This window comes from Asanoa ishikariensis, from assembly GCF_900107455.1.
Classification (GTDB): Bacteria; Actinomycetota; Actinomycetes; order Mycobacteriales; family Micromonosporaceae; genus Asanoa; species Asanoa ishikariensis.
The window spans coordinates 911,279-937,988 of the sequence record NZ_FNQB01000001.1; the positions used below are offsets into that span (position 1 = coordinate 911,279).

22 protein-coding genes are annotated in these 26,710 nt (G+C 70.5%); 16 read left to right on the forward strand and 6 right to left on the reverse strand.

Annotated features, from left to right (window positions below; translation table 11 throughout):
• The first annotated feature begins 6 nt into the window (after positions 1 to 6).
• Complete coding sequence (locus BLV39_RS04265) at positions 7 to 1,683, forward strand: hypothetical protein (protein ID WP_090787464.1); 1,677 nt, start codon at positions 7 to 9, stop codon at positions 1,681 to 1,683.
• Here BLV39_RS04265 and BLV39_RS04270 read toward each other — a convergent pair.
• A complete protein-coding gene (locus BLV39_RS04270; protein WP_308442695.1) occupies positions 1,680 to 3,638 on the reverse strand; it encodes an APC family permease in 1,959 nt (652 codons plus the stop codon). The genes BLV39_RS04265 and BLV39_RS04270 overlap by 4 nt on opposite strands.
• Before the next feature lie 3 nt (positions 3,639 to 3,641).
• Entirely contained in the window at positions 3,642 to 5,102 is a 1,461-nt protein-coding gene (locus BLV39_RS04275; RefSeq protein ID WP_090787468.1) for an MFS transporter, read from the reverse strand.
• A 92-nt stretch (positions 5,103 to 5,194) separates the two neighbouring features.
• On the opposite strand from BLV39_RS04275, the gene BLV39_RS04280 reads away from it, so the two are divergent.
• From BLV39_RS04280 to BLV39_RS04290, 3 genes are read left to right on the forward strand one after another with little or no spacing between them, the layout of a single operon-like run.
• Entirely contained in the window at positions 5,195 to 6,190 is a 996-nt protein-coding gene (locus BLV39_RS04280) for a DUF5937 family protein (RefSeq protein WP_090787471.1), read from the forward strand.
• A gap of 59 nt (positions 6,191 to 6,249) precedes the next feature.
• Positions 6,250 to 6,756: a maleylpyruvate isomerase N-terminal domain-containing protein gene (locus BLV39_RS42145; protein ID WP_143049638.1), complete on the forward strand. Its 507-nt coding sequence runs from the start codon at positions 6,250 to 6,252 to the stop codon at positions 6,754 to 6,756.
• Positions 6,753 to 7,604: an alpha/beta hydrolase gene (locus BLV39_RS04290; RefSeq protein ID WP_143049639.1), complete on the forward strand. Its 852-nt coding sequence runs from the start codon at positions 6,753 to 6,755 to the stop codon at positions 7,602 to 7,604. Before BLV39_RS42145 ends, BLV39_RS04290 begins: the two co-directional genes overlap by 4 nt.
• On the opposite strand, the gene BLV39_RS04295 is transcribed toward BLV39_RS04290, so the two are convergent.
• Positions 7,597 to 8,010, reverse strand: coding sequence for an RbsD/FucU family protein (locus tag BLV39_RS04295; RefSeq protein ID WP_090787481.1), 414 nt, complete (start codon positions 8,008 to 8,010; stop codon positions 7,597 to 7,599). The genes BLV39_RS04290 and BLV39_RS04295 overlap by 8 nt on opposite strands.
• Before the next feature lie 162 nt (positions 8,011 to 8,172).
• Between BLV39_RS04295 and BLV39_RS04300 the strand changes: the two genes are divergently transcribed.
• On the forward strand, positions 8,173 to 10,293 hold the full coding sequence (locus tag BLV39_RS04300; RefSeq protein WP_090787485.1) for a PhoX family protein: 2,121 nt from the start codon (positions 8,173 to 8,175) through the stop codon (positions 10,291 to 10,293).
• Positions 10,294 to 10,333: 40 nt separating this feature from the next.
• Here the strand turns inward: BLV39_RS04300 and BLV39_RS04305 are convergent, their stop codons facing one another.
• Complete coding sequence (locus BLV39_RS04305) at positions 10,334 to 13,042, reverse strand: helix-turn-helix transcriptional regulator (RefSeq protein WP_143049640.1); 2,709 nt, start codon at positions 13,040 to 13,042, stop codon at positions 10,334 to 10,336.
• A 74-nt stretch (positions 13,043 to 13,116) separates the two neighbouring features.
• Here BLV39_RS04305 and BLV39_RS04310 point away from each other — a divergent pair, with 74 nt between their 5' ends.
• Entirely contained in the window at positions 13,117 to 13,935 is an 819-nt protein-coding gene (locus BLV39_RS04310) for an alpha/beta fold hydrolase (RefSeq protein ID WP_090787491.1), read from the forward strand.
• 117 nt (positions 13,936 to 14,052) lie between these two features.
• Positions 14,053 to 15,609 carry a PQQ-dependent sugar dehydrogenase gene (locus BLV39_RS04315; protein WP_090791117.1) on the forward strand — a complete coding sequence of 519 codons (1,557 nt, stop codon included), beginning with the start codon at positions 14,053 to 14,055 and terminating at the stop codon, positions 15,607 to 15,609.
• Between the two features lie 53 nt (positions 15,610 to 15,662).
• Here BLV39_RS04315 and BLV39_RS04320 read toward each other — a convergent pair whose 3' ends face one another.
• On the reverse strand, positions 15,663 to 16,961 hold the full coding sequence (locus BLV39_RS04320) for an aspartate aminotransferase family protein (RefSeq protein ID WP_090787494.1): 1,299 nt from the start codon (positions 16,959 to 16,961) through the stop codon (positions 15,663 to 15,665).
• A 165-nt stretch (positions 16,962 to 17,126) separates the two neighbouring features.
• On the opposite strand from BLV39_RS04320, the gene BLV39_RS04325 reads away from it, so the two are divergent.
• From BLV39_RS04325 to BLV39_RS04365, 9 genes are all read left to right on the forward strand, one after another.
• Positions 17,127 to 18,119 carry a Gfo/Idh/MocA family protein gene (locus tag BLV39_RS04325; RefSeq protein WP_176984761.1) on the forward strand — a complete coding sequence of 331 codons (993 nt, stop codon included), beginning with the start codon at positions 17,127 to 17,129 and terminating at the stop codon, positions 18,117 to 18,119.
• Entirely contained in the window at positions 18,116 to 18,991 is an 876-nt protein-coding gene (locus tag BLV39_RS04330; RefSeq protein WP_090787500.1) for a Gfo/Idh/MocA family protein, read from the forward strand. The genes BLV39_RS04325 and BLV39_RS04330 overlap by 4 nt, the downstream gene beginning before the upstream one ends.
• Before the next feature lie 6 nt (positions 18,992 to 18,997).
• A complete protein-coding gene (locus BLV39_RS04335) occupies positions 18,998 to 19,843 on the forward strand; it encodes a fumarylacetoacetate hydrolase family protein (protein WP_090787502.1) in 846 nt (281 codons plus the stop codon).
• 26 nt (positions 19,844 to 19,869) lie between these two features.
• Positions 19,870 to 21,480: an ABC transporter substrate-binding protein gene (locus tag BLV39_RS04340; protein WP_090787505.1), complete on the forward strand. Its 1,611-nt coding sequence runs from the start codon at positions 19,870 to 19,872 to the stop codon at positions 21,478 to 21,480.
• Positions 21,481 to 21,553: 73 nt separating this feature from the next.
• The gene (locus tag BLV39_RS04345; RefSeq protein WP_176984762.1) at positions 21,554 to 22,513 is read left to right on the forward strand and encodes an ABC transporter permease; all 960 of its coding nucleotides are present in this window, start codon (positions 21,554 to 21,556) and stop codon (positions 22,511 to 22,513) included.
• Positions 22,510 to 23,379, forward strand: coding sequence for an ABC transporter permease (locus BLV39_RS04350; RefSeq protein WP_090787511.1), 870 nt, complete (start codon positions 22,510 to 22,512; stop codon positions 23,377 to 23,379). Before BLV39_RS04345 ends, BLV39_RS04350 begins: the two co-directional genes overlap by 4 nt.
• A complete protein-coding gene (locus BLV39_RS04355) occupies positions 23,376 to 24,470 on the forward strand; it encodes an ABC transporter ATP-binding protein (protein ID WP_090787514.1) in 1,095 nt (364 codons plus the stop codon). Before BLV39_RS04350 ends, BLV39_RS04355 begins: the two co-directional genes overlap by 4 nt.
• The gene (locus BLV39_RS04360; protein ID WP_090787516.1) at positions 24,467 to 25,462 is read left to right on the forward strand and encodes an ABC transporter ATP-binding protein; all 996 of its coding nucleotides are present in this window, start codon (positions 24,467 to 24,469) and stop codon (positions 25,460 to 25,462) included. The genes BLV39_RS04355 and BLV39_RS04360 overlap by 4 nt, the downstream gene beginning before the upstream one ends.
• Positions 25,463 to 25,473: 11 nt before the next feature.
• On the forward strand, positions 25,474 to 26,325 hold the full coding sequence (locus BLV39_RS04365; protein ID WP_090787519.1) for an IclR family transcriptional regulator: 852 nt from the start codon (positions 25,474 to 25,476) through the stop codon (positions 26,323 to 26,325).
• A gap of 5 nt (positions 26,326 to 26,330) precedes the next feature.
• On the opposite strand, the gene BLV39_RS04370 is transcribed toward BLV39_RS04365, so the two are convergent.
• A complete protein-coding gene (locus BLV39_RS04370) occupies positions 26,331 to 26,708 on the reverse strand; it encodes a RidA family protein (RefSeq protein ID WP_090787521.1) in 378 nt (125 codons plus the stop codon).
• Positions 26,709 to 26,710: the final 2 nt, after the last annotated feature.

Consider the following 26,710-nt stretch of genomic DNA (forward strand, 5'->3'; position numbering starts at 1 on the left):
CCGGCTGTGGCATACGGGGATATCGATCCGATCAACGCCGACGAGCCGGCGAACGTTCCGCCGGCCGCGCAGCCGCCGCCGCTAGCGGTGCCATCAGCCGAGGCGCCGGACGAGCCTCCGCTCGCGCTGCCGGCGCCGTTGCCCCCGTTCGCGTTGCCTCCGCTCGCCGCGCCGCCGGTCGCGGTGTCTCCGTTCGCGCCGCCGCCGGATGCCGTGCCTCCGCTTGCGGCAGAGCCCACGGTCGCCGAGCCCTCCCTGGCGGCCGCAGTGCCGGCGGCCGACGCGCCGGCGGTGGAGTCGCCGGAAATGCGCCCCTCAACGGAGAGCCCGGCCTCGACCGAGGCGGACGTGCCACCCGTGGGACCGGCGCCCAAGCGCAAGCGCGGCCTGCTGGTCGGCCTCGTGGTCACCCTGGTGCTGGTCCTGCTGGCGGTGCCCGCGTTCCTGGCGCTCGGCTCCGGCGGGGCGGACGAGGCCGCCACCGCGGCGGCACCCTCGCCGTCGGCCAGCGCGGCCGCGGCACCCACCGGCCCGCCCGCGTCGCCCAAGCCGGGCGACCCGCCGTACGTCGCGTTCGCCTGGGCGAAGGCCTCGATCCTTCAGTCGCTGACCGACATGAGCACGGCGTACGCGGCCGGGAGCCTGGCCGGCTTCGTCAAGCCGGCCGCCGACAAGAAGCTGCGCGGCGAGCTCGAGGTGCGGTTCCGCTCGCTGCGCGCGATGAAGGTGTCCAACCTCAAGCTGACCGCCGACAGTGGACCGTTCGACGACAAGAAGGTCGGCGGCTACTCCGAGTGGGGCGTGACGGTCGCCATCAACCACTGCTTCGTGGTGCCTAGCTGCGAGCCCGACAAGATGCTGGTCGACACGGCCTGGCGGGACTCGCCGTCCGGCTACCGGCTGGTGAAGTGGTCCCGAGTCAAGGACCTGCGTGGGCCGCAGCCCTGGGAGGTCAGCACGCTGACCGCGGCGGTCGGCTCGCGGGCCATCGTGGCGGCACCCAAGTCGTTGGCCGGCCGGGCGCGCTCCTTCCTGCCGGCGGCCGAGCGGGCGGCGAAGATCGCCGACAAGTACGTGCTGGGCCGCAAGCCCGACCGTTACGTCATCTACCTGGCCGGGCCGAGCGACTGGAAGAAGTGGTTCGGCGGGTCGGAGGACTGGGCGATCGGCTTCGCCATCCCGGCCAGCGAGGAGCGCTCCGACATCGTGCTGCGGGCGGAGGAGATCTCCGGCGGGTACGCCGAGTCGGTCATGAAGCACGAGATGGGCCACGTGGCGACGCTGGCGGGACGCGACTACCGCGACTACAACGGCGAGAACTGGTGGCTGACCGAGGGCATCGCCGAGTACATCGAATGGGACGGCCGCTCGGTCGGCTCGTACGACCGCAAGCTCTCGTCCCGGAAGTTCCTGCGCGAGAAGAGCTACAAGGGCAACCTGGAGCGGCTCGTCCCGGACGACGACGCGCCGGACTGGCAGATCGATGCCGCCTACGGCCTCGCCTACTACGCCACGCGGTGCGTCGCCGACCAGTACGGCCACAAGAAGCTGATGAAGTTCGCCGACCAGGTGCTCCGCAACGGACGCCCGTCCGAGGCGGAAAGCCCGGTCATCCTCGGCGCCGACTGGAAGACGGTCACGAAGCGCTGCCTGACGTACACGAAGCAAAAGGTCGGCGCTTAACCAACGTGCACGTGCGGCCGCTTCATGCGGTCCGGTTCGTGCTCGCGGAGGATCTCCCGGGTCACCGGTGCTACCTCGCCCTGGCCGAAGGCGAGGTAGCGCAGGAAGTTCGACGCCGGGTTGCCCTCCGTCCACTCGAAATAGATGTGTGGCCGCTGGCCCGTCGTCTGCTGGATCTCCAGGAGGAGGGCGGCCAGCGCGGTCGCCACGTTGGGGCTGGCCATCGTGAAGACCCGGTAGCGACCGTGCCGGATCTTGCCGCGCACCTGTAGGTCCGACTCGAAGTCGGACGGGTCGGTGATGGTCACCTCGGCGAACATCACGTCGTGCACTTCGGGCAGCACGTCCTCGTCGACGATCTTGCGTAGCTTGGCCCGGTACTCGTCCGCGTCCAGGGCGTCCGGATGGTTCGCGATGATCCGCACGACCGTGCCCTTGCAGTCCTCCAGCAACTGCTGGCCCAACTCGTCGAACTGGACGCTGGTGAAGCGGATCTCGAAGGCCCGGTAGAGGCGGGACAGAATCGAAACGAGAATCATGGCACCGATGAAGCTCCCCGCGATCTTCACGCCGTCCGGGCGCTCGATGACGTTGTCGATCGTCGTGTAGATGAAGACCAGCGAGATGATCCCGAACCCGATGGTCTGCTTGCGCTGCCGATGCCGCCGGCTGGAGATCGTCACGGCGATCGCGGCCGAGGTGATCAACACCAGCACGCCGGTCGCGTACGCGCCGCCCTGCGCGGTCACGTCGGCGTCGAACAGCCAGGTGATGAAGAACGCGATCGCTGTGAAGACCACGACCAGCGGGCGGACCGCCGTGGCCCAGTTCGGGGCCATGCCGTACCTCGGCAGGAAGCGCGGCACCAGGTTGAGCAGGCCGGCCATCGCCGACGCGCCCGCGAACCAGAGGATGAAGATCGTCGAGAGGTCGTACACGGTCCCGAACATCGCGCCGAGGTTCTCGTGCGCCAGGAACGCGAGCGCGCGTCCGTTGGCCGGGCCGCCCGGGTCGAAGGCGGGCGCCGGGATCAGCACGGTGGTGATGATGCTGGTGGTGATCAGGAAGCAGCTCATCGTGATGGCCGCCGTGGTGAGCAGCTTGCGGGCGCCCCGGATGCGGCCGACCGGGTTCTGCTCGGTGTCGCCGGGCGCGCCCTTGATGTGCGGCATCACCGCCACGCCCGTCTCGAAGCCGGACAGGCCCAGCGCCAGCCTCGGGAAGATGATGATCGACATCCCGATGATCGCCAGCGGCCCGCCGTGCATGGTGGTCAGCGCCGACCACCAGTCGTCGGTCAGCGTCGGATGGCTGATCACCCGGATCAGGCCGTCGACGACCACCACCACGTTGAGCGCCAGATAGACCCCGACCAGCACCACGGCGATGCCGATCGCCTCGGTGAAGCCCTTGAGGAACACCGCACCGAGCAGCGCCAGCAGTACGAGCGTGATCAGCACCTGGTGGCCGCGCAGCCCGTCCGGCCAGAACGGGTTCTCGTTGATGTGCGCGGTGGCGTCGGCCGCGGACAGCGTCATCGTGATGATGAAGTCGGTCGCCGCGAACCCGAGTAGGACGAGCACTACCAGCTTGCCCTGCCAGAACGAGAGCAGCTTGCCGAGCATCGCGATCGAGCCCGCGCCGTGCGGGCTCTCGCGGGCCACCCGGCGATAGACGGGCAGCGCGCCGAGCAGGGTCACCAGCACCAGCACGATGGTCGCGAGCGGCGACAGCACGCCGGCGGCCAGCGCCGCGATGCCCGGTTGGTAGCCCAGGGTGGAGAAGTAGTCGAGCCCGGACAGGCACATCACCCGCCACCAGCTATGCCGACGCTCCTGCTGCGGTGGTCGGGCGAACGGGGCCGGCGGGTTCAGCGTGCGGTGGTCGGCGCCGCGCAGGAACCACTCGGAGAAGCGGCGCTGCACGGTGACCTCGGCGGATGGCTTCTTCGACACGGGTCAGGGACGCTTCTTGGCGGTGTCGGAGAGCGGGCGGCGGCGTACCCCTCGCCAGATGTCCTTCCAGACCGGCACACCGGGCCGGTCGTCGATCTGGCGGAAGGCCAGGATGCCCACGCCGATGCCGGCGAGGCCGATCACGAACAGCAGCAGCCGGGTGGTGGACAGGGTGAAGTCGATCGGGCCGACGTGGATCTCCCGCGCGGCGCCGAGGCCGACGATCACGCTCGACAGCGCGATCGCGAGCAGCAGGGTGATCCGCACCGCCGACTGGATGAAGGCGACCACCCGACCGCGTACGTCGTCGGTGATCTCGCCGCCGATCAGCGTGAGACCGGACAGGAAGGCCATGCCGGCGGCGGCGCCGGTGATCCCGGCGCCCAGCACCGCCAGGGACAGCCGGGGCGCCACGGACAGCCCGATCACGGCGATGCCGGCCAGCACGATCGACAAGGCGAACCAGCGGCGGCGGGAGAGGGTGCCGATCAGGGCCGGCCCAAGGGCGATGCCGACGCCGAACCCGGCGAAGATCGCGGCGAACAGGATGCCGAACGTCGCGTCGCCCCCGCCCAGCGACCGGGCGTAGAAGTTGGCGGTGCCGATCACCACACCGGCACCGGCGAACGCGCCCAGCACACCGACCACGATGCCCCGGACCAGCCGCGTACGGACGATGAACCGGCCGCCGTCGAGCAGGTCGCGCATGGCCTGCTTCCCGGGCACCGCGTGCTCCTCGTTCTCCTCCTTCTTCACCGGGCTCGGCCGGGCCGTGCGCTGCGACATCTCCTTGGCGAAGAACAGCACCACGAAGGCGGACGCGAGGAAGGTGATCGCGTCGAAGATCAGGGCGTAGTCGGCCGGACCGACCCCGCCGGGGCGGGGCAGCCGGGCCATGCCGCTGAACAGCAGGGCGGCCAGGATCGGCGTGATGCCGTACGTGGTCGCCAGCGTGAGCTGGTTGGCCGCCTCCAGCCGGGAGCGGGGCAGCAGGTTGGGCACCGCCGCCTCCTTGGCCGGAGTCCAGATCTGCGCCGCGACCTGCGCCAGGAACAGTGCGATGGCGGTCCAGGTGACCACCCGCACGGAACTGTCCTCGAGGAAACCGACGAGCGGGATCGACAGGAACAGCACGAACCGCACCACGTCGGAGACGACCATCGTGAGGCGACGGTCGAACCGGTCGGCGATCACACCGGAGAGCGGCCCGAGGATGAACGCCGGCAGCAACTGCACCGCGATGACCGAGCCGAACGCGGCTCCCTTGGCGGTCGCGCCGGACACCTGTGACGAGGCGAACGCGGCGCCGGCCAGCAGGCCGAGCCAGTCGCCCAGGGCGGAGAGGCCGAGCACCAGGAACAGCCGGCGGAAGGGCCCTACCCGCAGTGCGTCGATGACCTCGGACATACCCGAGCCCTGGACCGTGCCTGACTTCTGCGTCTCGCCCACGCTGTTCGCGCTCATCCGCTCCGTGCCCGTCCCCCCGCGTGACCGACTCGTGACCCAACGTACCCTTGGGTCGGCCCCGAGCGCCGGGCCTATGATCTTTGTTCGCCATGCCAGTCGCGGTTGTCGGTCTCAACAGCGTCTCGGCCGCGGTGTCCCCGCTGTCCGAGCTGGGCTCCGCGCTGCACGCGGTCGGTGACCCGGGCCACCATGGCGCCGACCTGCCGCCGATGAGCGCGGCACTGCGCCGCCGGGTGCGGCGCTGGGCGTTCACGACGCGGGCGATCCGGGCCACGCCGTTCGTCACGGTCTGGGGTTCCGACGACGGTTTCGCGGCCCAACTCGACCAGCTCCGCGCTCTGCCGCCCCGCCGCCTCGCCACCCAGCTCATCCGGCCGATCTCGCCGCCGGGCGACACAGCCGCGGCGCTCCGCTACGCCCAGGCGCGTGGGCTCGGCGACCAGGTCGCGGCGCTGGTCGAGCGCCCTGGGCCGGCGGTGACGGAGTTCCTGGAGTTCCTGGCCGAGAGCTGGGATGCCTGGTTCGCCACTCGGTGGCTCGCGGTGCGGCCGGTGCTGGCCGCCCGCGCCCGGCGCTTCGCGCACGACCTGGCCGCCCTCGGTCCCGCCGCCGCGCTGGCCGCGCTGGACCCGTCGATCACGGTGGCCGGCGCGGGCGTGTCGATCGCCAAGGTCGCCAACCGCCGGCACGACGTGTCCCGCCGCGGCCTGGTAGTGGTGCCGAGCACGCTGATCCGGCCGCACCTCTACGTCGCAGACGTGCCGGGCCGGCCGCTGGTGCTGATCCATCCGGTCGACGCGGGGCCGCCGGTGTTGCCCACCCGCGACCTGCTGCGGCGGCTGGCCGCCCTGGCCAACCCGGGACGGCTGGAGGTGGCCCGGGCGATCGCCACCGAGCCGCGTACCGCCGGCGAGGTCGCCGACCTCTGGCACGTCGACCCGACGCTGGTCAACCGGCACCTGCGCGCGCTGGCCGCCGCCGGCCTCGCGCGGGCCACCCGGCGCGGCCGGTTCGTGCAGTACGAGCTCGACGCGTCCGCCGTCGATGCCCTCGGTGGCGACCTGCTCGGACTGCTGCTGCGCTGAGCTGACTGAATCCGTCAGCCCGCTCGGCCTGGGTCCCACCGGCTGTTTGGTTTGGTGCCATGACTGACCCGCTTTCCCCCGCGCAAGCCGTCGACCGCCTGCGCACCGACCACGCTCTGCTGCTCGCCACGGTCGACGGACTCGATGGCGACGCGCTCGCGGCGGATTACGCCACCGATGCCGGGCCGCTCGGCGACTTCTGCGCGTCGCTGCACGACCTGGTCGCCCACGTGCTCATGTGGAACGAGATCAACCTGGCCGTGCTCACCGAGGCGGACCGGGGCCGGGACCACTGGAGCCTGGCGCCGGCCTTCGAGACCGCCGAGACCGGGCGGGCGCTCAACCAGGCCGGCGTCGCGTCCGGCCGGATGCTCGCCGCCGACCTACTGCTCGACCGGCTGGCCAGCACCCACGCCGCCTTGCTCGACCAGTTCGCCGGCTACGCCGAGGACGACTGGCGCGACCGGGCCGGCCCGCTCGCCGCCCGGGTGTTCACGGTGCCCGGCCGGGAGCCGTTCTGGCACGCCGCCCTGCACCTGCGTGCCGTGCCGGCGGGTGTGCGGTGAACCGCCGGACCGTCTCGGAGCCCCGGTTCACCGCGGAGGCCGACGGGTTCACCATCGTCGGCGCGGCCGACGACCTCGAAGACGTGGCCGCCCTGCTCGACGACCGCGCGCTGCCGCCCGATCCCGCGCTGGCCGGGCGGCTGGACCCGGCCGTGCACGCCGCCGACTTGCGGCTGCCGCTGGGCGGCGGGCCGACCCTCGTCCGGGTCTACCAGGCCGCCGCCGGGCCTCGGCCGCTGCTGCTCTGGCTGCACGGCGGGGGGTTCGTCGGCGGCTCGGTGGCCGACCTCGACCACGTCTGCTCCGGGCTGGCCCGCCGGTCCGGCCGCACGGTGGTCTCGCTGGAATACCGGCTCGCGCCGGAGGACCCGTACCCGGCCGCGCTGGACGACACGTACGACGCGATGTGCTGGCTGGCCGAGCACGGGCAGGTGCTCGGTGGCGACGGGCGGCTCGCGGCCGGCGGCCAGAGCGCGGGTGGTGCCCTGGTCGCCGGCGCCACGCTGCGTGCCCGCGACCAGGGCGGCCCGGTGCTGGACCGGCAGGTGCTCTGCTACCCGGTGCTCGACGTGCCCGCCGAGCCGACCTGGGCGGACCGGCTGTATCTCACCGGCCCCGCCCCGGTCTACGCGGCACCGTTGCGCGCGCCGTCGCTGGCCGGGCTCCCGCCGACGTTGGTGATCGCCGCCGGCCGGGATTCGTTGCGCAAGGACGCCGAGAGCTATGCCGAACGGCTCGACGCGAGCTATGTGGAGTACGCGGACACGCCGCACGCGTTCCTCAACTTCTGCGCCGTGCTCTCGGCCGGCGAGCATGCGATCGGGGTGATAGGGGAGTTCCTTAGCTGACGACGCCGATGGTCAGGATGATGTTCGCGTACAGCCGGGTGTCGCCGCTGGCGATCGCCAGCGCCAGGTCGGGCTCGCGGGCCTTGTCGTAGAAGGCGAACCGGTCGAGCGCGGTCAGCGGCACCGGATCGAGGTGCTGGCGGAACACCGGGAAGATGTCGGGTTCCGGACCGTCCGCCGGCCGCATCACGAATGCCGACTCGACCGGTATAGCCGTCAGCACCGTCGTGAGGATGTCGTCGACCGCCACCAAACCGGGCCGCAGATTCAGGAAAACGACGTCCGCGCCCGGCTTCGTACCCGTGGAATGGGGGTAGTTTCCGTCTGAGATGAGGATCGTCGATCCATGTCCCGCGCGGCCGAGCGCGCCCGCGATGCCGGGATGGAGCAGGGTGGTTTTGAGCATGGGCGGATCATCATGGCCGCACACCGGGTCGTCTAGTAAGGACACCCTAAGCAGGGGTTCTACGTCCGTGGTTCACATTGCGGCTTTTCCATGTTTACCTGCTCTGATTAGCGTGCGGCTGTCTTGACGGAGAGATTTGTCGACGGTTCTAGGAGAGCCCGAATGACGGACCAGATCCGCCGCCAGTTGCCAATCGTCGGCGTGGCGAAGGTTTCGCACGGTCGTGACCGCATGACCTGCCTCTACCGCTGCGGAAACGCATGCGACCACGCGGTGCCGAACGGTTCCGACAACCAATACTTCGGTGACCTGGTCAAGAACGAGGTCACCCGCCGCGGCGTGCTGCGCACCGGAGCGGTGGCCGGGGTCGCACTCGGCCTCGGTGGTGCCGGCGTCCTGAGCGCCACCCCGGCGTTCGCCGCCACTGAGCCCCCGCCGGCGCTGCCGCTGGTCGAGGACTTCAGCGCGATGACCGAGCAGACCACGAACCTCACCTTCAAGGCGGTCGCTCCCAACCGGGTCGACGCGCTGGTCGTGCCCAACGGCTACGACCACTCCGTGGTGATCCGCTGGGGCGACCCGGTGGTGCCCGGGGCGCCGGAGTTCGACGTCCGCAACCAGAGCCTGGCCGCTCAGCTCAAGCAGTTCGGCTACAACAACGACTTCGTCGCCGTGCTGCCGCTCGACAAGAAGGCCAACCGCGCCCTGCTCGTGTGCAACCACGAGTACACCAACGAAGACCTGATGTTCCCGAACTTCGTGAGCCAGGACGCGCTGACCGTCGAGCAGATCAAGATCGCCATTGCCGCGCACGGCATGTCGGTCGTCGAGATCGAGCGGGTCGGCAAGACCGGCCAGTACGTGCTTGTGAAGAGCGGGTCGCGGCCGTACAACCGGCGCTTGACCGCGCTCCAGACGCATTTCCGGCTGACCGGCCCGGCCGCCGGCACCGCGCTGCTGAAGACCGCCGCCGACCCGACCGGCACCGACGTGATCGGCACGATGAACAACTGTGCCGGTGGCGTCACGCCGTGGGGCACGATCCTGTCCGGCGAGGAGAACTTCAATCAGTACTTCGTCGGCGCGGAGACCTCGACGGGCGACGCCAAGGCCCGGTTCAACCGGTACGGCATCGACACCGTCAACCGCTACCCGTCGGGCAGCCGCAAGTGGGAGCGGGCCGACGAGCGCTTCGACCTGACGAAGAACCCCAACGAGGCCAATCGCTTCGGCTGGGTCGTCGAGTTCGACCCGTTCACCCCGGGCTCGACCCCGCGCAAGCACACCGCGATGGGCCGTCTCAAGCACGAGGGTGCCAACATCATCAAGTCGCGCGACGCCAAGGCGGTCGCGTACATGGGTGATGACGAGCGGTTCGACTACCTCTACAAGTTCGTCTCCGACAAGAAGGTCGACGGCCGCAACACGCCCGAGGCCCGCAAGCACAACCTGACCGTGTTGGAGTCCGGCACGCTCTACGTCGCCAAGCTCGGCTACACCTCGGCCACCGAGATCGACGGCTCGGGCAAGCTGCCCACCGACGGCGCCTTCAACGGCACCGGCACCTGGATCCCGCTGGTCAAGGGCGGTGCGTCGATGGTCGACGGGATGACCGTCGACGAGGTGCTGGTCTTCACGCGGCTCGCCGGTGACAAGGTGGGCGCGACCAAGATGGACCGCCCCGAGGACGTCGAGCCGAACCTGGTCAACCGGAAGATCTACGCCGCGCTGACCAACAACACCAACCGTGGTGTCGGCAGCAACCCGGCGGCGGACGAGGCCAACCCGCGCAACGCCAACAAGCACGGGCACATCCTCGAGATCACCGAGGACAACGACGACCACACCGGCACGACGTTCACCTGGCGCGTGCCGTTCGTCTGCGGCGACCCGACGGACCCCGCGACCTACTTCATGGGGTACGACAAGACCAAGGTCTCGCCGATCTCCTGCCCGGACAACGTCGCGTTCGACGGTGCCGGCAACCTCTGGATCTCCACCGACGGCAACGCGCTGGGCAGCAACGACGGCCTGTTCGCGACGCCGCTGGAAGGTCCCGAGGCGGGTCACCTCAAGCAGTTCCTGAGCGTCCCCTACGGCGCCGAGACCTGCGGCCCGTGGATCACCGACGACAACAAGAGCGTGTTCGTCGCGGTGCAGCACCCGGGTGAGATCTCCGGTGCCTCGGTGGCCAACCCGGCCTCCAACTGGCCCGACGGCGACTTCGCCAAGCCCGGCATCGCGGTCACCTGGAGCGTCTGGAACAAGAACATCGGCGCCTGAGCCGTTGTCTTTCTGAGGGCCGTCCCGCGTGGGGCGGCCCTCAGCTTTCCGGCTTGAGCTCGTGCACCGCGTTGGTGAGCTGCACTCGCGACTGCACGTCGAGCTTGGTGAAGACCGACCGCAGGTGCGTGCTGACCGTGTTGGGCGAGAGGTTGAGCAGCCGCGCGGCGGCCTTGTTGGTGTGCCCGGCGCTGATCAGCTCGGCCACCTTGACCTCCGCGTCGGTGAGCGCCGCCCAGCCCTGCTGCGGCCGGGCCCCGTTGGTCTCCCACTTGGCGCGGCGCGCACCGGCCCGGCGCATCACCTGCTGCACCCCGACCACCGCCGACCGCGCCCCGATCCCGTGGTAGATCCCCCAGGCCCGGTCCAGCTCGGCGATGCCCTCCTCGCGCCGGCCGTACGCGAGCAGCATCCGGCCGCGGTCCTCGGCGGCGTTGCCCCGCAGCATCGGCCGGGGGCTGCGGACGAGCACCCGGTTCGCCGCAGTCAGCAGGTCGAGGTTCTTGTGGGCCAGGCCGCGCAGGGCCAGCGCCACACCTTCGAAACTGGCCACACCGGGGTTGCGGGCCGCGCCCTCGGCCGCGATCGACACCGCCTCGCCGATGAACCGCTCGTCGCCGGCGGCCCGTCCGACCCGCACGAAGACCCGCATCCAGCCCGGCCACCACGGCCAGTCGGCCCGGGCGTCGCGCGCCTCGAACAGCAGCGGCGCGAGGATCGACCGCGCGTCGTCGGCCCGTCCGTCGCTGGCGGCCAGCCAGCCCTCCATCAGCCGCAGGCCCGGCAGCCGCACCGACTCGTCGACCTGCCCGTCGCTGTCGGCCGGGGCCAGCCGGTCGGTGGCCTCGGCCAGGTTGCCGCGCAGCAGCGCGATGGCGCTCAGCACCAGCACCGCGTCGAGCTCGTGCACGTGGTCGCCGATCTCGCGGCCGATGGTGAGCAGGGTGCGCGCACCGGCCTCGGCCTCGTCCAGCCGACCGAGGTTGAAGTCCTGCCACACCTGCGCGGCGGTCACCGACGGCAGGGTCGCCTCGACGCCACCCCGGTCGTCCTGGTGCGCGGCCTCCAGCAGCGCGCCCGCGTCCGCGTACCGGTCAAGGAGCTGTAGCTCGATGATCTCCTCGGCCAGGTAGCTGGTCTCGCTGACCGCGCGCAGCTCACGGAAGTAGGCCAGCGACTCGGCGTGGTGGCCGCTGTTGCGACCCAGCTCGCCCATCGCCCGCAGGGCTAGCATCGTCGCGTCGTGGTCGCGGACGGATCGCGCCTCCGCCAGGGCCGGCTCGGCCGCCGCCCGGGCCTTCCAGGCGGGCTCCTTGCGGGTCAGCGCCAGAGCGCGGGCGGCGGCCAACCGGGCCCGCAGCGCGGCGGAGACATCCGGTGCCGCCAGTGCGTCGTCGATCCGGGCGACCGACTCAGCGGGCCGGCCGATCCGCCAGAGCGCCTGGGCCGCGATCACCTGGACCCGGGCGTACGTCTCACCGTCGCGGGCCCGAGCCAGCACGGCGTCGGCGATCCGCACCGCGTCCGCGCAGCGCTGGACCCGGTACAGCACGTCGACGCACCGCTCGCCGGTCGACTCCCACGAACCCTGCGCCGGCCGGACCAGCTCGAACGCCTCGACGACCAGGTCGCCGGCGGTGCCCGGCATCGCCGGGACCGCCTGGTGCGCCGCCTCGCACAGGATCGCGGCGCTCTCCTCGTCGCCGGGCGTCGCCGCCGCCCGGGCGTGTGGCGCCGCCGCCAGCGCGTCCTGCCCGGAGGCCAGCAGATAGCGGGCGCAGCGCCGGTGCAGGTCCCGCCGCACCGAGTCCGACAGTCCCGCGTAGACGGTCTCCCGGACCAGGTCGTGCCGGAAGCGCAGCCGGTGGCCGTCGCGGGTGAGCAGCCCGGCCGCCACGGCGCGGTCGACGTCGGCCGAGCTCACCGACGGCACGACCCGCTGCGCCTCGTCGATCGGGAACGGTCGGCCGAGCACCGCGGCCAGCAACACGACCGTCCTGTCCGGCAGGGTGTCGAGCGTCGCCTCGACCGCCCGGACGAAGCTGGCCGGCGGCCGTCCGTCGGTGTCGGGCTCGTCGAGGATCTGGGTGACCAGGAACGGGTTGCCGCCGACGCCCTCGAGCATCCGTTGGGTCGCCGGGCTGGCCGGGCGGCCCAGCCGGTCCCGCGCGATCGCGGCGACGTCGGCGTCGGTGAGCGGGCCGAGCGCGATGGTCTCCACCGGGACCGCCGCCGACGGCGCGGAGGTCAGTTCGTCGGCGGGATCGCGGGTGGCGAACGCCCAGACCACCGGGTTGCCGGCCAGCCGGTCCGGCAGCACCCGCAGCGCCAACCGGCTGAGCTGGTCGGCCCACTGCACGTCGTCGACCACGACCAGCACCGGTGCCATGCTGGCGACCCGTTCCAGCCGAGCGCACACCCGGTCGACGAGGACCAGTGGATGGTCGGCGAGGTGGGTGAGCTCGGCCAGCGCCGCGCTGTCCAGCAACGGCCTAGGGCCACTGCGCAGGGCCAGCAGCACGGGTGCGCCGGGCGAGATCCGGCCGATCTCGTCGGCCTTGCCGACCCCGGTGCGGAAGCCCATTCCGGTGGCCTGTGCGCCGATCGCGTCGAGTACGGCGGTCTTTCCGATTCCGGCCTCGCCGGTGACCACCACGATGCCGCTCTGGCCGTGTCGTGCCGCTCGGCGCAGCGCCGGCATCGCTGCCGACATCGCCGCCGAGCGACCACGCAGAACCACCCGTGCCACCTTCCACAACCTAGCGAGCGGCGCTCACGTATTCAGGTGATTCGGGGGATGGGCGGACGCGTTCTGCTGGCGGGATGGACGAGGAACGGTTCGAAGTGATCGACGACCTGGGCATCCGGTACGTTTCCAGCCCGGTCAGCCGGTCCGACCGCGATGCGGAGACGTTGCTGCTGCTCAGCCCGTGGCCGGAGAGCTTGTACGCGTACACGCCGACCTGGACCGCCCTGGCCGCCGAACGCCCGGTGATCGCCGTCGACCTGCCGGGGTTCGGCCGTTCAGAGGGGCGCGCGGAGCTGATGTCACCACGGGTGATGGGCGAGTTCGTCACGCACCTCGTCGACCACTTCGGCCTCGAACAGCCACACGCGGTGGGTCCCGACGTCGGCACCGCCGCGTTGTTGTTCGCCGCGGCCGCGCAGCCGGACCTGTTCCGCAGCGTGGTCGTTGGTGGCGGGGCAGCGACCCACCCGATGGCCCTGGAGGGCGAGCTGCGCCCGCTGGTCGAGGACGACGATGGCCCCGTTCCGGACGGGCAGCGGGTGGTGGCCAGCTTCGTCGACGACCGGCTGCCCCGCACGATCCGGGACGACTACGCCGCCTCGTACGCCGGTGACCGGTTCGCGGGCTCGCTGGCCTACCTGCGGTCGTACCCGACAGAGTTGGCCGCCTTGGATCCGTTGCTGGCGACGATCCGGACGCCGGTGCAGATCATCGCCGGCCGGGACGACCCGTACGGTCTCGCCCGCGACGCCGAGGTGCTCAACGCGAAACTGCCGGCCAGCCGCCTGGACGTGCTGGACTGTGGGCACGCGGCGTGGGAGGAACAGCCGGGCAACTACGCCGGCATCATCAGCGACTGGGTGGACGGTTCTTACCTGGGTGTGTCCAATTAGGTGGCTAGTTCGAGGCAATTCACCTTTTCGCGTTAAATGTCCCATCTGACCGTAACCTTCTCATGTCGACTGGCACCGTGGCGAACACAAGAGCCCCCTTCGCTTCGGGAGATGTCCATGCACAAACCCGCGATAGCCGCCGCCGCGGCCGTGGCCGGCGTCGCGTTGAGCGTCGCCGGCATCGCCGTCGCGGTGGACCGGCCGGCGACCCGGACGGCGCTGTCCGCCACCACGCCTACCGTCGACTTCATCAACCCGACCACGGCCGCGAGCAACCTGCGGGTGCCGTGGGGAATGACGTACCTGCCTGACGGCTCCGGGCTCGTCGCGGAACGCGACCGGAAACAGATCCTGCGCGTCCGGCCCGGCCTGCCGACCCAGATTGTCGGTGTGGTGCCCAACGTCGTCTCGGGCGGCGAGGGTGGCCTGCTCGGCCTGACGGTGTCGCCGACGTACGCGACCGACAACCTGGTCTACGCCTACTACACGTCGGCCACGGACAACCGCATCATGCGCTTCACGTTGGCCGACATGACTGCACAGACTCCGATCATCACGGGGATCGCCAAGGCCAACTCGCACAACGGCGGCCGGATCGCGTTCGGGCCGGACGGCATGCTCTACGCCGGTGTCGGCGACGCCGGCGTGCCCAGCCGGGCGCAGAACCTCGCCAGCCCGAACGGGAAGATCCTCCGGATGCGGCCCGACGGCAGCGTGCCGGGCGACAACCCGACCGTGGGCTCCCTGGTCTACAGCCTCGGCCACCGTAACGTGCAGGGCCTCGCCTGGGACTCCGCGGGCCGCCTCTACGCGACCGAGTTCGGCCAGGACACGTACGACGAGGTCAACCGGATCGAGGCGGGCGGCAACTACGGCTGGCCGAACGCGGAGGGCAACTCCACGAACCCGGCGTACCGCAACCCGCTCCTCACCTGGACCCCGATGGAGGCCTCACCCAGCGGCGCGGCCATCATCGGCGACTCGCTGTTCGTCGCGTCCCTGCGCGGCAACCGGCTCTGGGTGGTGCCGCTGAACGGCTCGGGAGGGGTCGGCACACCGGTGGCCGCGCTCAACGGCCGGTTCGGTCGGCTGCGTACGGTCGAGAAGGCGCCGGACGGCTCGCTCTGGGTGGCCACCAGCAACCGCGAGAGTCGAGGCAACCCGTCGACGAGCGACGACCGCATCTTCAAGTTCACGGTGACGATGCCGACGAGCCCGACGGCCTCGCCCACTCCCACCCTGTCGCCGACGGCGAACCCGACCACCACGGCGACCGCGACGCCGACGACAACGCCCACGGCAACGCCGACGGCGACGACGACGCCCACGGAGACTCCGAGCCCGACCGAGACGCCGAACGATCCTGAAGCGGAGTGCACGGTCAGCTACAGCGCCAACGGCATCGCCGGCCTGCTGATCGGCAACGTCCGGGTGCGCAACGACGGCCCGGCGGTCAGCTCGTGGACGCTGACCTGGACGTTCGGCGGCAGCCAACGGATCAGCAGCGCGTGGGGTGCTCGGGTGAGCCAGTCCGGCCGCTCGGTGACCGCCCGCAGCGAGAGCTGGAACGGCGGCCTGGACACCGGCGACAGCGCGAACTTCGGGTTCCTGGCCAACGGAAGCGGCACGGGCCGCCCGAGCAACATCCGCCTGAACGGCACGTCCTGCGACTGACGATCGCGCGCCACGAGCCGCCCGGGTCCGCGACGGACCCGGGCGGTTCTGCGTTAGCGCAGCGTCTTGAGGACCTCGCGGGCCGCCTCGAGGGTGCGGTCGACCTCTTCCTCCGTGTGCGAGCCCGAGATGTGGTTGCGCTTGAGTGACATCGGGAGCATCAGGAAGCCCCGGTCCGTCATGCCGCGGTGGAAGGCCACGTACGCCGCGTTGTCGTTGCGCAGCAGGTCGCGGTAGCCGAGGGCCGGCCCGGACAGGAAGTAGACCGCGAACACGCCGCCGAAGCCGGCGACCGTGGCCTCGATGCCCAGCTCCGCGAGGATGCCCCGCAGGCCCGTGCGCATCCGCTCGCCCAGGGCATGGGTGCGGGTGTAGAAGTCCGGGTGCTCGGCCAGGTAGTCGATGGTGGCCAGGGCGGCGGCGCAGCCCAGGGCGTTGCCGTTGAACGTGCCGGCCATCAGCACGTCGCCGGTCTGGCCGTTGAAGTGCTCCATCAGGTCGCGCCGGCCGGCCAGGCCACCGACCGGGAAGCCGTTGGCCATCCCCTTGCCGAAGGTGGTCAGGTCCGGCGTCACGCCGATCACCTGCTGGTAGCCGCCGAGTGCGTGCCGGAAGCCGGTGATCACCTCGTCGAAGATGAGCAGCGCGCCCTGCTGCTCGGTGAGCTTGCGCAGCCCGTCGACGAACTCGGTGGTCGGCAGCAGCGCGCCCACGTTGTGCGGGATCGGTTCGAGGATGACCGCCGCGATCCGGTCGCGGTGCGCGTCGAAGAGCGCGACGACCGAGTCCAGGTCGTTGAACTCGGCGATCAGGGTGGCGTCGACGGCCTGGTCGAGGATGCCCTTCGAGAGCGGGTCCCGGCCGTACGCCTTCTCCGGCGTGGAGATGACGTTGCGGGCCACCGCGTCGTGCCAGCCGTGGAAACCGCCCTGGAACTTGATGATGAGGTCTCGCTCGGTGACCCCGCGGGCCAGCCGGATCGCCTGTGCGGTCGCCTCCGAGCCGCTCATCGTGGCGATCATCGACTCAGCGGACGGGATGACCTCGACGATCCGCTGCGCGAGGCGCACCTCGGCCTCGGTCACGCCGATGCCGGTCAGGTCGACGCCGCCGAGCGCGGCGCGGATCGCGTCGTTGACGACCGGCGCGTTGTGGCCGAGCAGGATCGCGCCGAACGCGGCGTGGTAGTCCAGGTAGCGCCGGCCGTCGGCGTCGGTCAGGTAGGCGCCGTTGGCCTCGACGAACGCGTAGGGCGCGCCGATGTAGCGGGTCGACGAGTTGACGCCGCCGGGGATGACAGCCGCGGCAGCGTCCGCGATGGCTTTGCCGCGCGGGGATTCAGGGGATGGCATGTGCGACCTCGTATCCAGTTGGGCTGGCGGAGCCGACGCTAGAACAATGCTCATCAACATGGCAAGGCGTTCCATGTTTTATACATGCGACCTTGACAGGGCTCTCTGTCGACCACAGGATGACCGAACATGAAACATCGTTCCGTGCCTGGGGAGGTCGCGTCGATGGATCGGATCGGAATCGTGCTGGTGGGCGCCGGTTTCATCGCCGACGCGCACAGCGGCGCGATCGACGCCGACCCGCGGGCCACCCTGATCGGGATCGTGGATGCCGACCCGGGCCGCGCCGCGGCGTTCGCCCGCAAGCAAGGCGGCATCCGGCACGCTCCCGACCTCGACACCGCGCTGCAATGGCCCGGCGTCGACGCCGTCATCCTCTGCACTCCCAACGACACGCACGCGCCGATCGGGCTCGCGGTCGCTGCCGCCGGCAAGCACCTGCTGGTGGAGAAGCCGTTGGCCACCACGGTCGCCGACGCGCGGCGACTGGCCCGGGCGTTCGACGCGGCCGACACGGTGCTGGTCGCGGCACACACCCATCGCTTCTACGACTACGGCCGAGCGGTCAAGCAGACCATCGAGTCGGGCAGCATCGGCCGCCCGCGGCTGGTCCGGCTGGCCATCCTCGGCGGCTGGATCTGGCCGGACTGGAGTGCCTGGGTCGGCGACCCGGACCGCTCCGGCGGGCACGCGCTGCACAACGGCGTACACCTGCTGGATTTGGCCACCTGGTGGCTCGGCCAGGAACCGACCGAGATCTTCGCCCGCGGCCGCAAGCAGACCGCGGCGGAACTGCGCATCTACGACTACCTGGAGATGGTGGTGACCTACGCCGACGGCGCGACCGCGGTCTGCGAGATGAGCCGCGCACACCGCCCGGGTTCGCTGGCGCAGCGCGAGCTGCTGGTCGCCGGCAGCGAGGGGATCGTCGAGCAGGGTTGGGACGGCGAGTCCTCGCTCGTGTTCGGTGAGGCCGGCACGGCGACGCTGCCGGCCGCCGGTGGCAACGGCTTCGCGGCGCAGCTCGGCGCCTGGCTCGACGCGATCGGCGGCGCACCACCGTTGATGCCGGTCGCGGACGCCGTGCGGGCCGTCGTGCTCGGCGTCGCGGTCGAGGAGTCCATCGTGACCGGCAAGCCCGTGGCGGTGACGGCATGACGATCACCGTCGCGCTGGTCGGCAACGGGGGCATCGGCACCCAGGACCACCAGAACTCCATGTACAGGCCGGCGTTCGAGCGGCACCCGGGTTTTCAGGTCGTCGGTAGCGTCGACGAGGCCGAGGTGCTCAGCATCGCGCTGCCGTTGGCGGAACGCGGTAAGGCTGTCGCCGACGCGATCCGCGCCGGCAAGCACGTGCTCGCCGACAAGCCGCTGGCCGCCACCCTGGCCGAAGCGCTGGAGATCGAACGGCTCGCGGCCGAGCACCGCGTGGTCGTCGTTCCGGCGCACCACCAGCGGTTCGGCGCCGCCCTGCGGTCGGCGACCGCGGCGGTCCGGGCGGGCCGCGTCGGCCTGCCGTGGAACGTGCAGTGCGACTTCGTCGTGGCCGGCGGCGACCCCGCACCCACCGGCGAGCTCGTCAACTTCGGTCTCTACCCGGTCGACGTGGTGCGTGCGCTGCTCGGCCTCGAGGTGCGCCGGGTGCACGCGACCGGCTCGCCGGACCTGGTCACCCTGCTGCTCGACCACGACCACGGGGTGACGAGCACGATCGTCTGCGGCCGGGTGCCGGCGTTGCGCGACCTACCGCCCGGCGGGCTCGCGGTGCACCGCTACCGGATCAGCGGTTCGCACGGCGTGCTAGCGGTCGACGCCCGTAAGCCGGCTCTCCAGGTGCGCACCACGAACACCAACGGTCCGGTGTGGACCGGACCGGGAACGGTCGACGCGCTGCTCGACGTGGTGGCGGCGGGCGTCGCCTCCGGCCGGGCGGCGATCGGCCCCCACGACGCGGTGCAGGCGCAGCGCGTGATCGAAGCCGCGCAGCGATCGATAGAGGCCGGCCAGCCGGTCGAGACAGGGGAGTGAGCAACGATGCGACTCGTCACCTACCGCCGCGCCGGCGAGGTGCGCCACGGCCGGCTGACCGACGACGACCGGGTGGTCGAGTTCGGCGACGGTGACCTGGAGGGCTACCTCGACGGCCGCACCGGCGAGACCGGTCGGCTCGAGGTCGCCGTGGCGGACGTCGAGCTGCTCGCACCGCTGCTGCGTCCCGGCAAGCTGTTGGCGGCGGCCGCGAACTACCAGGACCACGTCACGGAGTCCGGTGCCGAGCCGCTGGACAAGACGCGACTGAGCCCTCGGCTGTTTCTCAAGCCGTCGACCTCGATCGTCGGCCCCGACGCGACGATCCCGCTGCCGGCGGTCAGCTCTGAGGTCGACTGGGAGGCCGAGCTCGCGGTCGTGATCGGCCGCCGGGTGCGCGACATCGCCGAGGCGGACGCGCTCGACGCGGTGGCCGGCTACATGACCTCCAACGACGTCTCCGCCCGGTCGGTCGACTACGGCTTTCCGCGCGACACCGACGACAAGATGGTCTGGTTCTTCGACTGGCTGGCCGGCAAGTGGCTCGACGGCTTCGCGCCGCTCGGGCCCTGGCTGGTCACCGCCGACGAGGTGCCGGACCCGCAGGCGCTGTCGGTGCACCTCGACGTCAACGGGGTCACCAAACAGACCGGATCTACAAAGGACATGATTTTCAGCGTGGCGGAGCTCGTCGCGCACGCGTCACGACTGATGACCCTCGAGCCCGGTGACGTGATCCTCACCGGTACGCCGTCCGGCGTGGGCGCCGCGACGGGTGAATTCCTGAAGGCCGGTGACGTGATGACCGTCGTCGTCGGCCCGCTGGGCCAACTCCGCAACACGGTTGCTTAGGCACCGCCCCCACTGAGAGGTCCAACATGTTCAGAAACCGGATACGGACGGCGGTCGTAGGTCTGACCGTCGCCACTCTCGCGGTCGCCGGATGCACGGGGCCGTCGACCACCCCCGAAGGCAGCGGCGCGGCCGCGAACAAGGCTCTCAACATCTACCTCTACCAGGAGCCGGCCGGGGTGTTCAACCCCATGGCTCCGGTCAGTGGTCCCGACGGCCAGGTCATGTCGTTCATCTACGAAGGCCTGCTCGGCGTCGACCCCAGCTACAAGTTGCAGCCCCGGCTCGCCGAGAGCTACGAGGTCTCGACCGACGCGACGACGTTCACCTTCAAGCTCCGTCAGGGTCTCAAGTGGAGTGACGGCACGCCGTTCACGTCCAAGGACGTGCTGTTCACCTACAACCTGATGGCGAACCCGAAGACCACCAGCACGACGGCCGGCAACTACAGCGGCGTCGCGGGCGTCACCGACTTCGTCGGCGGCAAGGCGACCAGCATCTCGGGCTTCACCGCGCCCGACGACAACACTTTCGTCATCAAGGCGACCAAGCCGAACTTCGGCCTGCTGGCGCTGATCGGCAGCGTGTGGATCCTGCCCGAGCACATCCTGGGCAAGGACAGCCCCGAGGCCGTCGCGAAGAACGAGTTCTTCCGCAAGCCGACCGTGGGCATGGGCCCGTACACGTTCGTCGAGTACAAGACGAACCAGTACGTGCACGTCACGGCGAACGCGAACTACCGCAGCCCGGCGAAGATCAAGGACGTCTACCTCAAGCCGATGACGTCGGACAACGCCACCGCGCAGCTCGGCAACGGCGGCATCGACATCGCCTCGTACTCGCCGACCGACATCGAGACGGTCAGCGGCTTCGGCACCGTCACCACGCAGGAGAAGCCGGGCGCCGGTTTCGTCCGGATCGCGGTCAACCAGGCGAAGCCGTACTTCAAGGACGCCAAGGTCCGTCAGGCGTTCCTGTACGCCCTCGACCGCAAGCAGATCGTGCAGACCGTACTCGCGGGCAAGGCCGAGGTCCGGCTCTCGAACTTCGCCAAGGCCAACGAGCCCGCGGGCCTCAACGAGTACGCCCAGGACGTCAACAAGGCCAAGGCGCTGCTGGCCGAGGCGGGCTGGGACAACAACCGCGAGATCGAGCTCCAGTGGGTGCACGGCCAGCGTGACCGCGACGCCACCTCGACGATCGTGCAGAGCCAGCTCGCCGCCATCGGCGTCAAAGTGAAGCTGGTCAACATCCAGGCCGCGGAGATCCCCAAGACGTACGCCGAGAAGACGTACGACATGGTGCTCTACGGCGGCGGCAACTACGCGGTGGACTCGTCCACGATCAACGGAATCACCGCGTGCGCCAACGCCTACCCGGCCGGTGGCAACATCAACTACTTCTGCAACGCGCAGCTCGACGAGCTGATGGCGCAGGCCAACTCCACGGCCGACGAGGCCCAGCGCAAGTCGCTCTACGACCAGGCGGCGAAGTTGGAGAACGACCAGGCCGACCTGATGTGGCTGTACTCGCCGTACGGTCTGTGGGCCGTCAACAAGAAGGTCCAGGGCTTCCAGGCGTCGGGCTCGCAGGATGCCCTCTACTGGGACCCGGCGAGCTGGAGCATCACGGGCTGACCACGAGCACCGCGGTCGGGCTGGTCAACGGCGCCCGGCCCGACCGCGGTCCGCACCACCGAAAGGAGTGAGTATGGGCGCATTCTTGGTCCGGCGACTGTCGATCAACGTGCTGGTCTTCTTCCTGATCACCATCGCGATCTTCGCGTTGGTGCACAAGACACCGGGCGACCCGATCGCTATGCAGATCCCGGCCGACCAGCTCAACTCCGGCAGTGCCGAGTTCATCGCACAGAAGCGGGCCGAGCTGGGTCTCGACGGTTCGCTGTTGACGCAGTACTGGCACTGGTTGACCAACGCGCTGCACGGCGACCTCGGCTACTCGTTGCTCAACGGGCGACCGGTGACCGAGGTGCTGGGCGAGCGGGTCGGCCCGACCGTCGAGCTGATGGGCGTCGGCCTGCTCGTCTCCGTGCTGATCGCGTTCCCCCTGGGCATCCTCGCGGCCCGCCGCCGCAACTCCTGGCTCGACTACGGCGCCACCGTGGTCAGCCTCGGCTCGGTCTCGGTGCCGGTGTTCTTCGTGGCGCTGATCGTGATCTACGTGTTCACGCTCAAGTTCCAGTGGTTCCCCTCGTCGGGCATCTCCGACCCGACCAACCCGAGCCTGCTGAACACCCTGCACCACCTGGTCCTACCAGCGCTGATCCTCGGCTTCGGCAACTCCGGACCCTTCATGCGGTACGTGCGCAGCAGCATGATCACCGAGCTGAGCGCGGACTACGTGCGCACCGCCAACGCCAAGGGCGCCCCACCGCGCCGGGTCGTGCTGCGGCACGCGTTCCGCAACTCGCTGATCCCGGTGCTCACGGTGATCGCCTCGAACCTGCCGCAGTTGCTCGCCGGCGCGGTGGTCATCGAGCAGGTCTTCGCCTGGCCGGGCATGGGCCAGCTCGCGGTCAGCTCGGTCAACCAGCACGACTACTCCGTGATCGTCGGCTTCGCCCTCCTGATCGCGATCCTGGTGCTGATGTCCAACCTGCTCGCCGACGTGCTCTACACGGTCGTCGACCCGAGAGTGAGGCTGCGATGACGGTGTCCGCGCCGGCCGTTCGAACACCCGCGGGAGCCGCCCTGCGCCGCTTCCGCAAGCACCCGGCGGCCGTGGTCAGCGTGGTGTTCATCGCGCTGGTGGTGCTCGCCGCGATCTTCGCGCGGCCGCTGTCGGGGCATGACCCTAACGCGATCGACCTGCTCAGCGCCCGGTCCGGCCCATCGGGTGGGCACCTGCTCGGCACCGACTCGACCGGCCGGGACGTGCTGTCGCGGCTGCTGTTCGCCGGCCGGATCTCCCTCGGCGTCGGCATCGCGTCCGCCGCGATCGCGGTCGTGATCGGCACCGTCCTCGGCAGCATCGCGGGCCTGCTCGGCGGCTGGGTCGACGGCCTGGTGATGCGGCTGGCCGACGTCTTCATGTCGTTCCCGTCGCTGGTGGTGATCGTGGTCGTAGCCGGCATCCTCGGACCCAGCGTGCTCACCATGGTGATCGCGATCGGCCTGTTCCAGTGGCCGGTCTGCGGCCGGATCGTCCGCGGCGTCACGCTCTCCCTGCGCGAGCAGGAGTTCGTGCTGGCCTCCCGAGCGACCGGCGCGGGTCCACTGTGGCTGATGCGCAAACACATCATCCCGGCCGCCCTGCCGCCCGTCAGCGTGGTCGCCACGTTGGCCGTCGCGCAGGCCATCGCACTGGAGGCCACCCTGTCCTTCCTCGGTCTCGGTGTGCAACCCCCGGCGGCGAGCTGGGGCAACATGCTCACGGACGCGCAAAGCCTCACGGTGATCCGCTCGGAGCCCTGGCTGTGGCTGTCACCCGGCATCGCGGTGGCCCTGACAGTGCTGGCGGTCAACTTCATCGGCGACGGCCTGCGCGACGCCGTCGACCCGAGGTCATCGTCATGACGGCCGAGCAGATTCCCGGGGCTGCGGCGGCGTCCGTGCCCGGGGCGGCGTCCGCGCCAGGGGCTGCGGCAGCGTCCGTGCCCGGGGCGGCGCCCGCGGCAGCGCAGCGGGTCGGCGAGGCGCCGTTGCTGCGCATCGACGGGCTGAGTGTCGACTTCCACACCGACGACGGGGTGGTGCACGCCGTAACCGACGTCAGCCTCGAGGTCGTGGCCGGGGAGATCGTTGCGATTGTTGGTGAGTCCGGGTCCGGGAAGACCGTGACCGCGATGTCCGTGCTGCGGCTGTTGCCTAAGGCCGCCGAGGTCAGTGCCGACGCGATCGCCTTCCGGGGCACGGATCTGCGGACGCTGTCCGGCTCTGAGCTTCGGAAGGTCCGTGGTGGGCCGGTCGGGATGATCTTCCAGGATCCGATGACCGCGTTGAACCCGGTGATGACCATCGGTGCCCAGGTCGCCGAGGCGGTGGTGCTGCACCAGGCCCGGTCGGACAAGAAGGCCGCCTGGCAGCGGGCCGTCGAGCTGCTCCGGCTGGTCGGGGTGCCGGACCCGGCCGAGCGGGTCAAGCAGTACCCGCACGAGTTCTCCGGTGGCATGCGCCAGCGGGCGATGATCGCGATGGCGATCGCCAACGACCCGGATCTGATCATCGCCGACGAGCCGACCACCGCGCTCGACGTGACGATCCAGGCGCAGGTGTTGGCGCTGCTCAAGAAGGCACAGGCGGAGACCGGCGCGGCGACCATCCTGATCACCCACGACCTGGGCATCGTCGCCGAGCTCGCGGACCGGGTCGTCGTCATGTACGCCGGCCGCGTGGTCGAGACGGCCGGCGTGGGTGAGCTCTTTGCGACGCCCCGGCATCCGTACACGAAGGGTCTGCTGGCCAGCCTGCCCCGGATGGACGTCGACGTCGACCAGCTCGACCCGATCCCCGGCAACCCGCCGAACATGGCCGACCCGCCCGCCGGCTGCGCGTTCCATCCCCGTTGCCCGCTGGCCCGCGACAAGTGCCTGACCGACCGGCCGCCGTTGCTGGCGATCGGTGCCGGACGGACGAGCGCCTGCCACTTCAGTGAGGAGTTGGCATGACGAGCCTGTTGAAGGTCGAGGGGCTGCACAAGCACTTTCCGATCCGGCGTGGCGTGCTGCGGCGGCAGGTCGGTGAGATCCGGGCCGTCGACGGTGTCGACCTCGAGCTGGAGACCGGCGAGACGCTGAGCCTGGTCGGCGAGTCCGGCTGCGGAAAGTCGACCACCGGCCGGCTGCTGGTCCGGCTGCTGGAGCCGACCGCCGGGAAGATCCTCTTCGAGGGGGCCGACCTGGCCACGCTGTCCCAGCGGGAGCTGCGGGCCAAGCGGCAGGCGATCCAGATCATGTTCCAGGACCCGTACGCGTCGCTGTCGCCCCGGATGACCGTGCAGGAGATCGTCGCCGAGCCACTGCGGGTGCAGGGCCGTTACGCCGATGCGGGCGCCGACCGCGTGCGCGAGCTGCTGGAGCTGGTCGGGCTGCGGCCCGAGCACTCCCGGCGCTACGCGCACGAGTTCTCCGGCGGGCAGCGGCAGCGGATCGGGCTGGCCCGGGCGCTCGCGCTCAACCCGCGGCTGCTGGTGCTCGACGAGCCGGTCAGCGCGCTGGACGTGTCGGTACAGGCCCAGGTGATCAACCAGCTTCGCGGGCTGCAGGACCGGCTCGGGCTGGCCTACGTGTTCATCTCGCACAACCTGTCGGTCGTGCGGCACATCTCGCACCGGGTCGCGGTGATGTACCTGGGCTCCATCGTGGAGGTCGGCAGCCGCGCCGACATCTTCACCGCGCCGACCCACCCGTACACGCAGGCGCTGTTGTCCGCCATCCCCGTGCCCGACCCTGTCGGCCGCGACGAGCGTGACCGGATCACGCTGGCCGGAGACGTACCCAGTCCGAGTAACCCACCGACCGGTTGTCGGTTCCGCACGCGGTGCTGGAAGGCTCAGGATGTGTGCGCGCAGGAGGCGCCCCCGCTGATCGACCGGATCGGCGTGGGCCACCCCAGCGCGTGTCATTTCCCCGAGGTTCCAGCCACCGTCGGCGGCGCGTAGGAGAGTCCACAATGCCGAGAGCAACCCGCATCTCCGTCGACGACGCCAAGCCGGCGTCGGCCAACTACCACGCCAACGCCCTCGCCCGCGGCCTCGCGCTGCTGGAGATGCTGGCGGCGGCACCCGATCCACTGACGCTCACCGAGTTCAGCGACGCGACCGCGCTGCCGAAGAGCACGCTCGTGCGCCTGCTCGCGGTGTTGTCCGAAATGGAATATCTCGTCCGGGTAGACGACCGACCGTCGTACCGGCTCGGCCACAAGGTTCAACGGCTGGCCGCCGCGTACGTGTCCAACCTGGACCTGACGGTGGTCGCCGAGCGCTACCTTCAGCCGGTCGCCGAGCAGACCGGGCAGACCGCCAACCTCGGCGTGCTCGACGGTGACCAGGTGTTGCACATCTGTGTCGCCGAGCCGGACCGGCCGCTGCGGTTCACTAGCTCGCTGGGCGCGCGCGACCACACGTACGCCACCGGTCTGGGCAAGGTGCTGCTCTCCGCGCTGCCGGACGACCAGGTCGCCGCGGCCGTGCCGGCCGAGCCGTTCGCGGCCTTCACCGATAGCACCATGACCACGCTGGCCGACCTGCGCAAAGACCTGAAGAAGGTGGCCCGGCGCGGCTTCGCGCTCGACGACAGCGAGCGCAGTGTCGGCTTGCGGTGCGTCGCGGTGCCGGTGCGGATCGACGGTGACTGCCTGGCCGCGATCAGCGTCTCCGGCCCGTCGGGCGAGTTCAGCACGGCCAAGCAGCAGGTCTACGTCGCCGCGTTGGATGAGGCCGCCAAGGCGGTGACCGACGACCCGGACTTCGTCACGGCGCTGCGCATCGTGCACCGTTCCCTCCGGGTCGCCGGTCGCCCATGAGCCGCTCAGCCCACGTAGGCGATCGCCTCGATCTCCACGCGTACGTCGGGGTGGCCGAACGCGACCACCACCGTCGTGCGGGCCGGCGGCGCCTCCGGGAAGCGGCGCCGGTAGATCTCGTTGAACGGCGCGAACAGGATCGCGTTGGACAGGAACGCGCCGATCTTGACGATCTGGTCGGGACGCGCGCCGGCCGAGGCCAGCACCGCCTCCACGTTGTCCAATGTGCTCTCCACCTCGCGGGCGAAGTCGCCGATGAAGACCTTGTTCTCGTGGTCGGTGGCGATCTGGCCGGAGACGAAGACGAAGTCGCCCGCCTTGACGGCGGGGGACAGCGGCACGGTCGGTGCGGGGAGCCCCTCGGGGTGGAACCTCTCGATCATTG

Excerpts from the sequence above, each read along its gene's own strand:
- BLV39_RS04275 (WP_090787468.1), bottom strand. The coding sequence starts at position 5,102 with ATGAGCGCGAACAGCGTGGGCGAGACGCAGAAGTCAGGCACGGTCCAG.
- BLV39_RS04280 (WP_090787471.1), top strand. The coding sequence starts at position 5,195 with ATGCCAGTCGCGGTTGTCGGTCTCAACAGCGTCTCGGCCGCGGTGTCC.
- BLV39_RS42145 (WP_143049638.1), top strand. The coding sequence starts at position 6,250 with ATGACTGACCCGCTTTCCCCCGCGCAAGCCGTCGACCGCCTGCGCACC.
- BLV39_RS04295 (WP_090787481.1), bottom strand. The coding sequence starts at position 8,010 with ATGCTCAAAACCACCCTGCTCCATCCCGGCATCGCGGGCGCGCTCGGC.
- BLV39_RS04300 (WP_090787485.1), top strand. The coding sequence starts at position 8,173 with ATGACGGACCAGATCCGCCGCCAGTTGCCAATCGTCGGCGTGGCGAAG.
- BLV39_RS04310 (WP_090787491.1), top strand. The coding sequence starts at position 13,117 with ATGGACGAGGAACGGTTCGAAGTGATCGACGACCTGGGCATCCGGTAC.
- BLV39_RS04315 (WP_090791117.1), top strand. The coding sequence starts at position 14,053 with ATGCACAAACCCGCGATAGCCGCCGCCGCGGCCGTGGCCGGCGTCGCG.
- BLV39_RS04320 (WP_090787494.1), bottom strand. The coding sequence starts at position 16,961 with ATGCCATCCCCTGAATCCCCGCGCGGCAAAGCCATCGCGGACGCTGCC.
- BLV39_RS04325 (WP_176984761.1), top strand. The coding sequence starts at position 17,127 with ATGGATCGGATCGGAATCGTGCTGGTGGGCGCCGGTTTCATCGCCGAC.
- BLV39_RS04330 (WP_090787500.1), top strand. The coding sequence starts at position 18,116 with ATGACGATCACCGTCGCGCTGGTCGGCAACGGGGGCATCGGCACCCAG.
- BLV39_RS04335 (WP_090787502.1), top strand. The coding sequence starts at position 18,998 with ATGCGACTCGTCACCTACCGCCGCGCCGGCGAGGTGCGCCACGGCCGG.
- BLV39_RS04340 (WP_090787505.1), top strand. The coding sequence starts at position 19,870 with ATGTTCAGAAACCGGATACGGACGGCGGTCGTAGGTCTGACCGTCGCC.
- BLV39_RS04345 (WP_176984762.1), top strand. The coding sequence starts at position 21,554 with ATGGGCGCATTCTTGGTCCGGCGACTGTCGATCAACGTGCTGGTCTTC.
- BLV39_RS04350 (WP_090787511.1), top strand. The coding sequence starts at position 22,510 with ATGACGGTGTCCGCGCCGGCCGTTCGAACACCCGCGGGAGCCGCCCTG.
- BLV39_RS04355 (WP_090787514.1), top strand. The coding sequence starts at position 23,376 with ATGACGGCCGAGCAGATTCCCGGGGCTGCGGCGGCGTCCGTGCCCGGG.
- BLV39_RS04360 (WP_090787516.1), top strand. The coding sequence starts at position 24,467 with ATGACGAGCCTGTTGAAGGTCGAGGGGCTGCACAAGCACTTTCCGATC.
- BLV39_RS04365 (WP_090787519.1), top strand. The coding sequence starts at position 25,474 with ATGCCGAGAGCAACCCGCATCTCCGTCGACGACGCCAAGCCGGCGTCG.
- BLV39_RS04370 (WP_090787521.1), bottom strand. The coding sequence starts at position 26,708 with ATGATCGAGAGGTTCCACCCCGAGGGGCTCCCCGCACCGACCGTGCCG.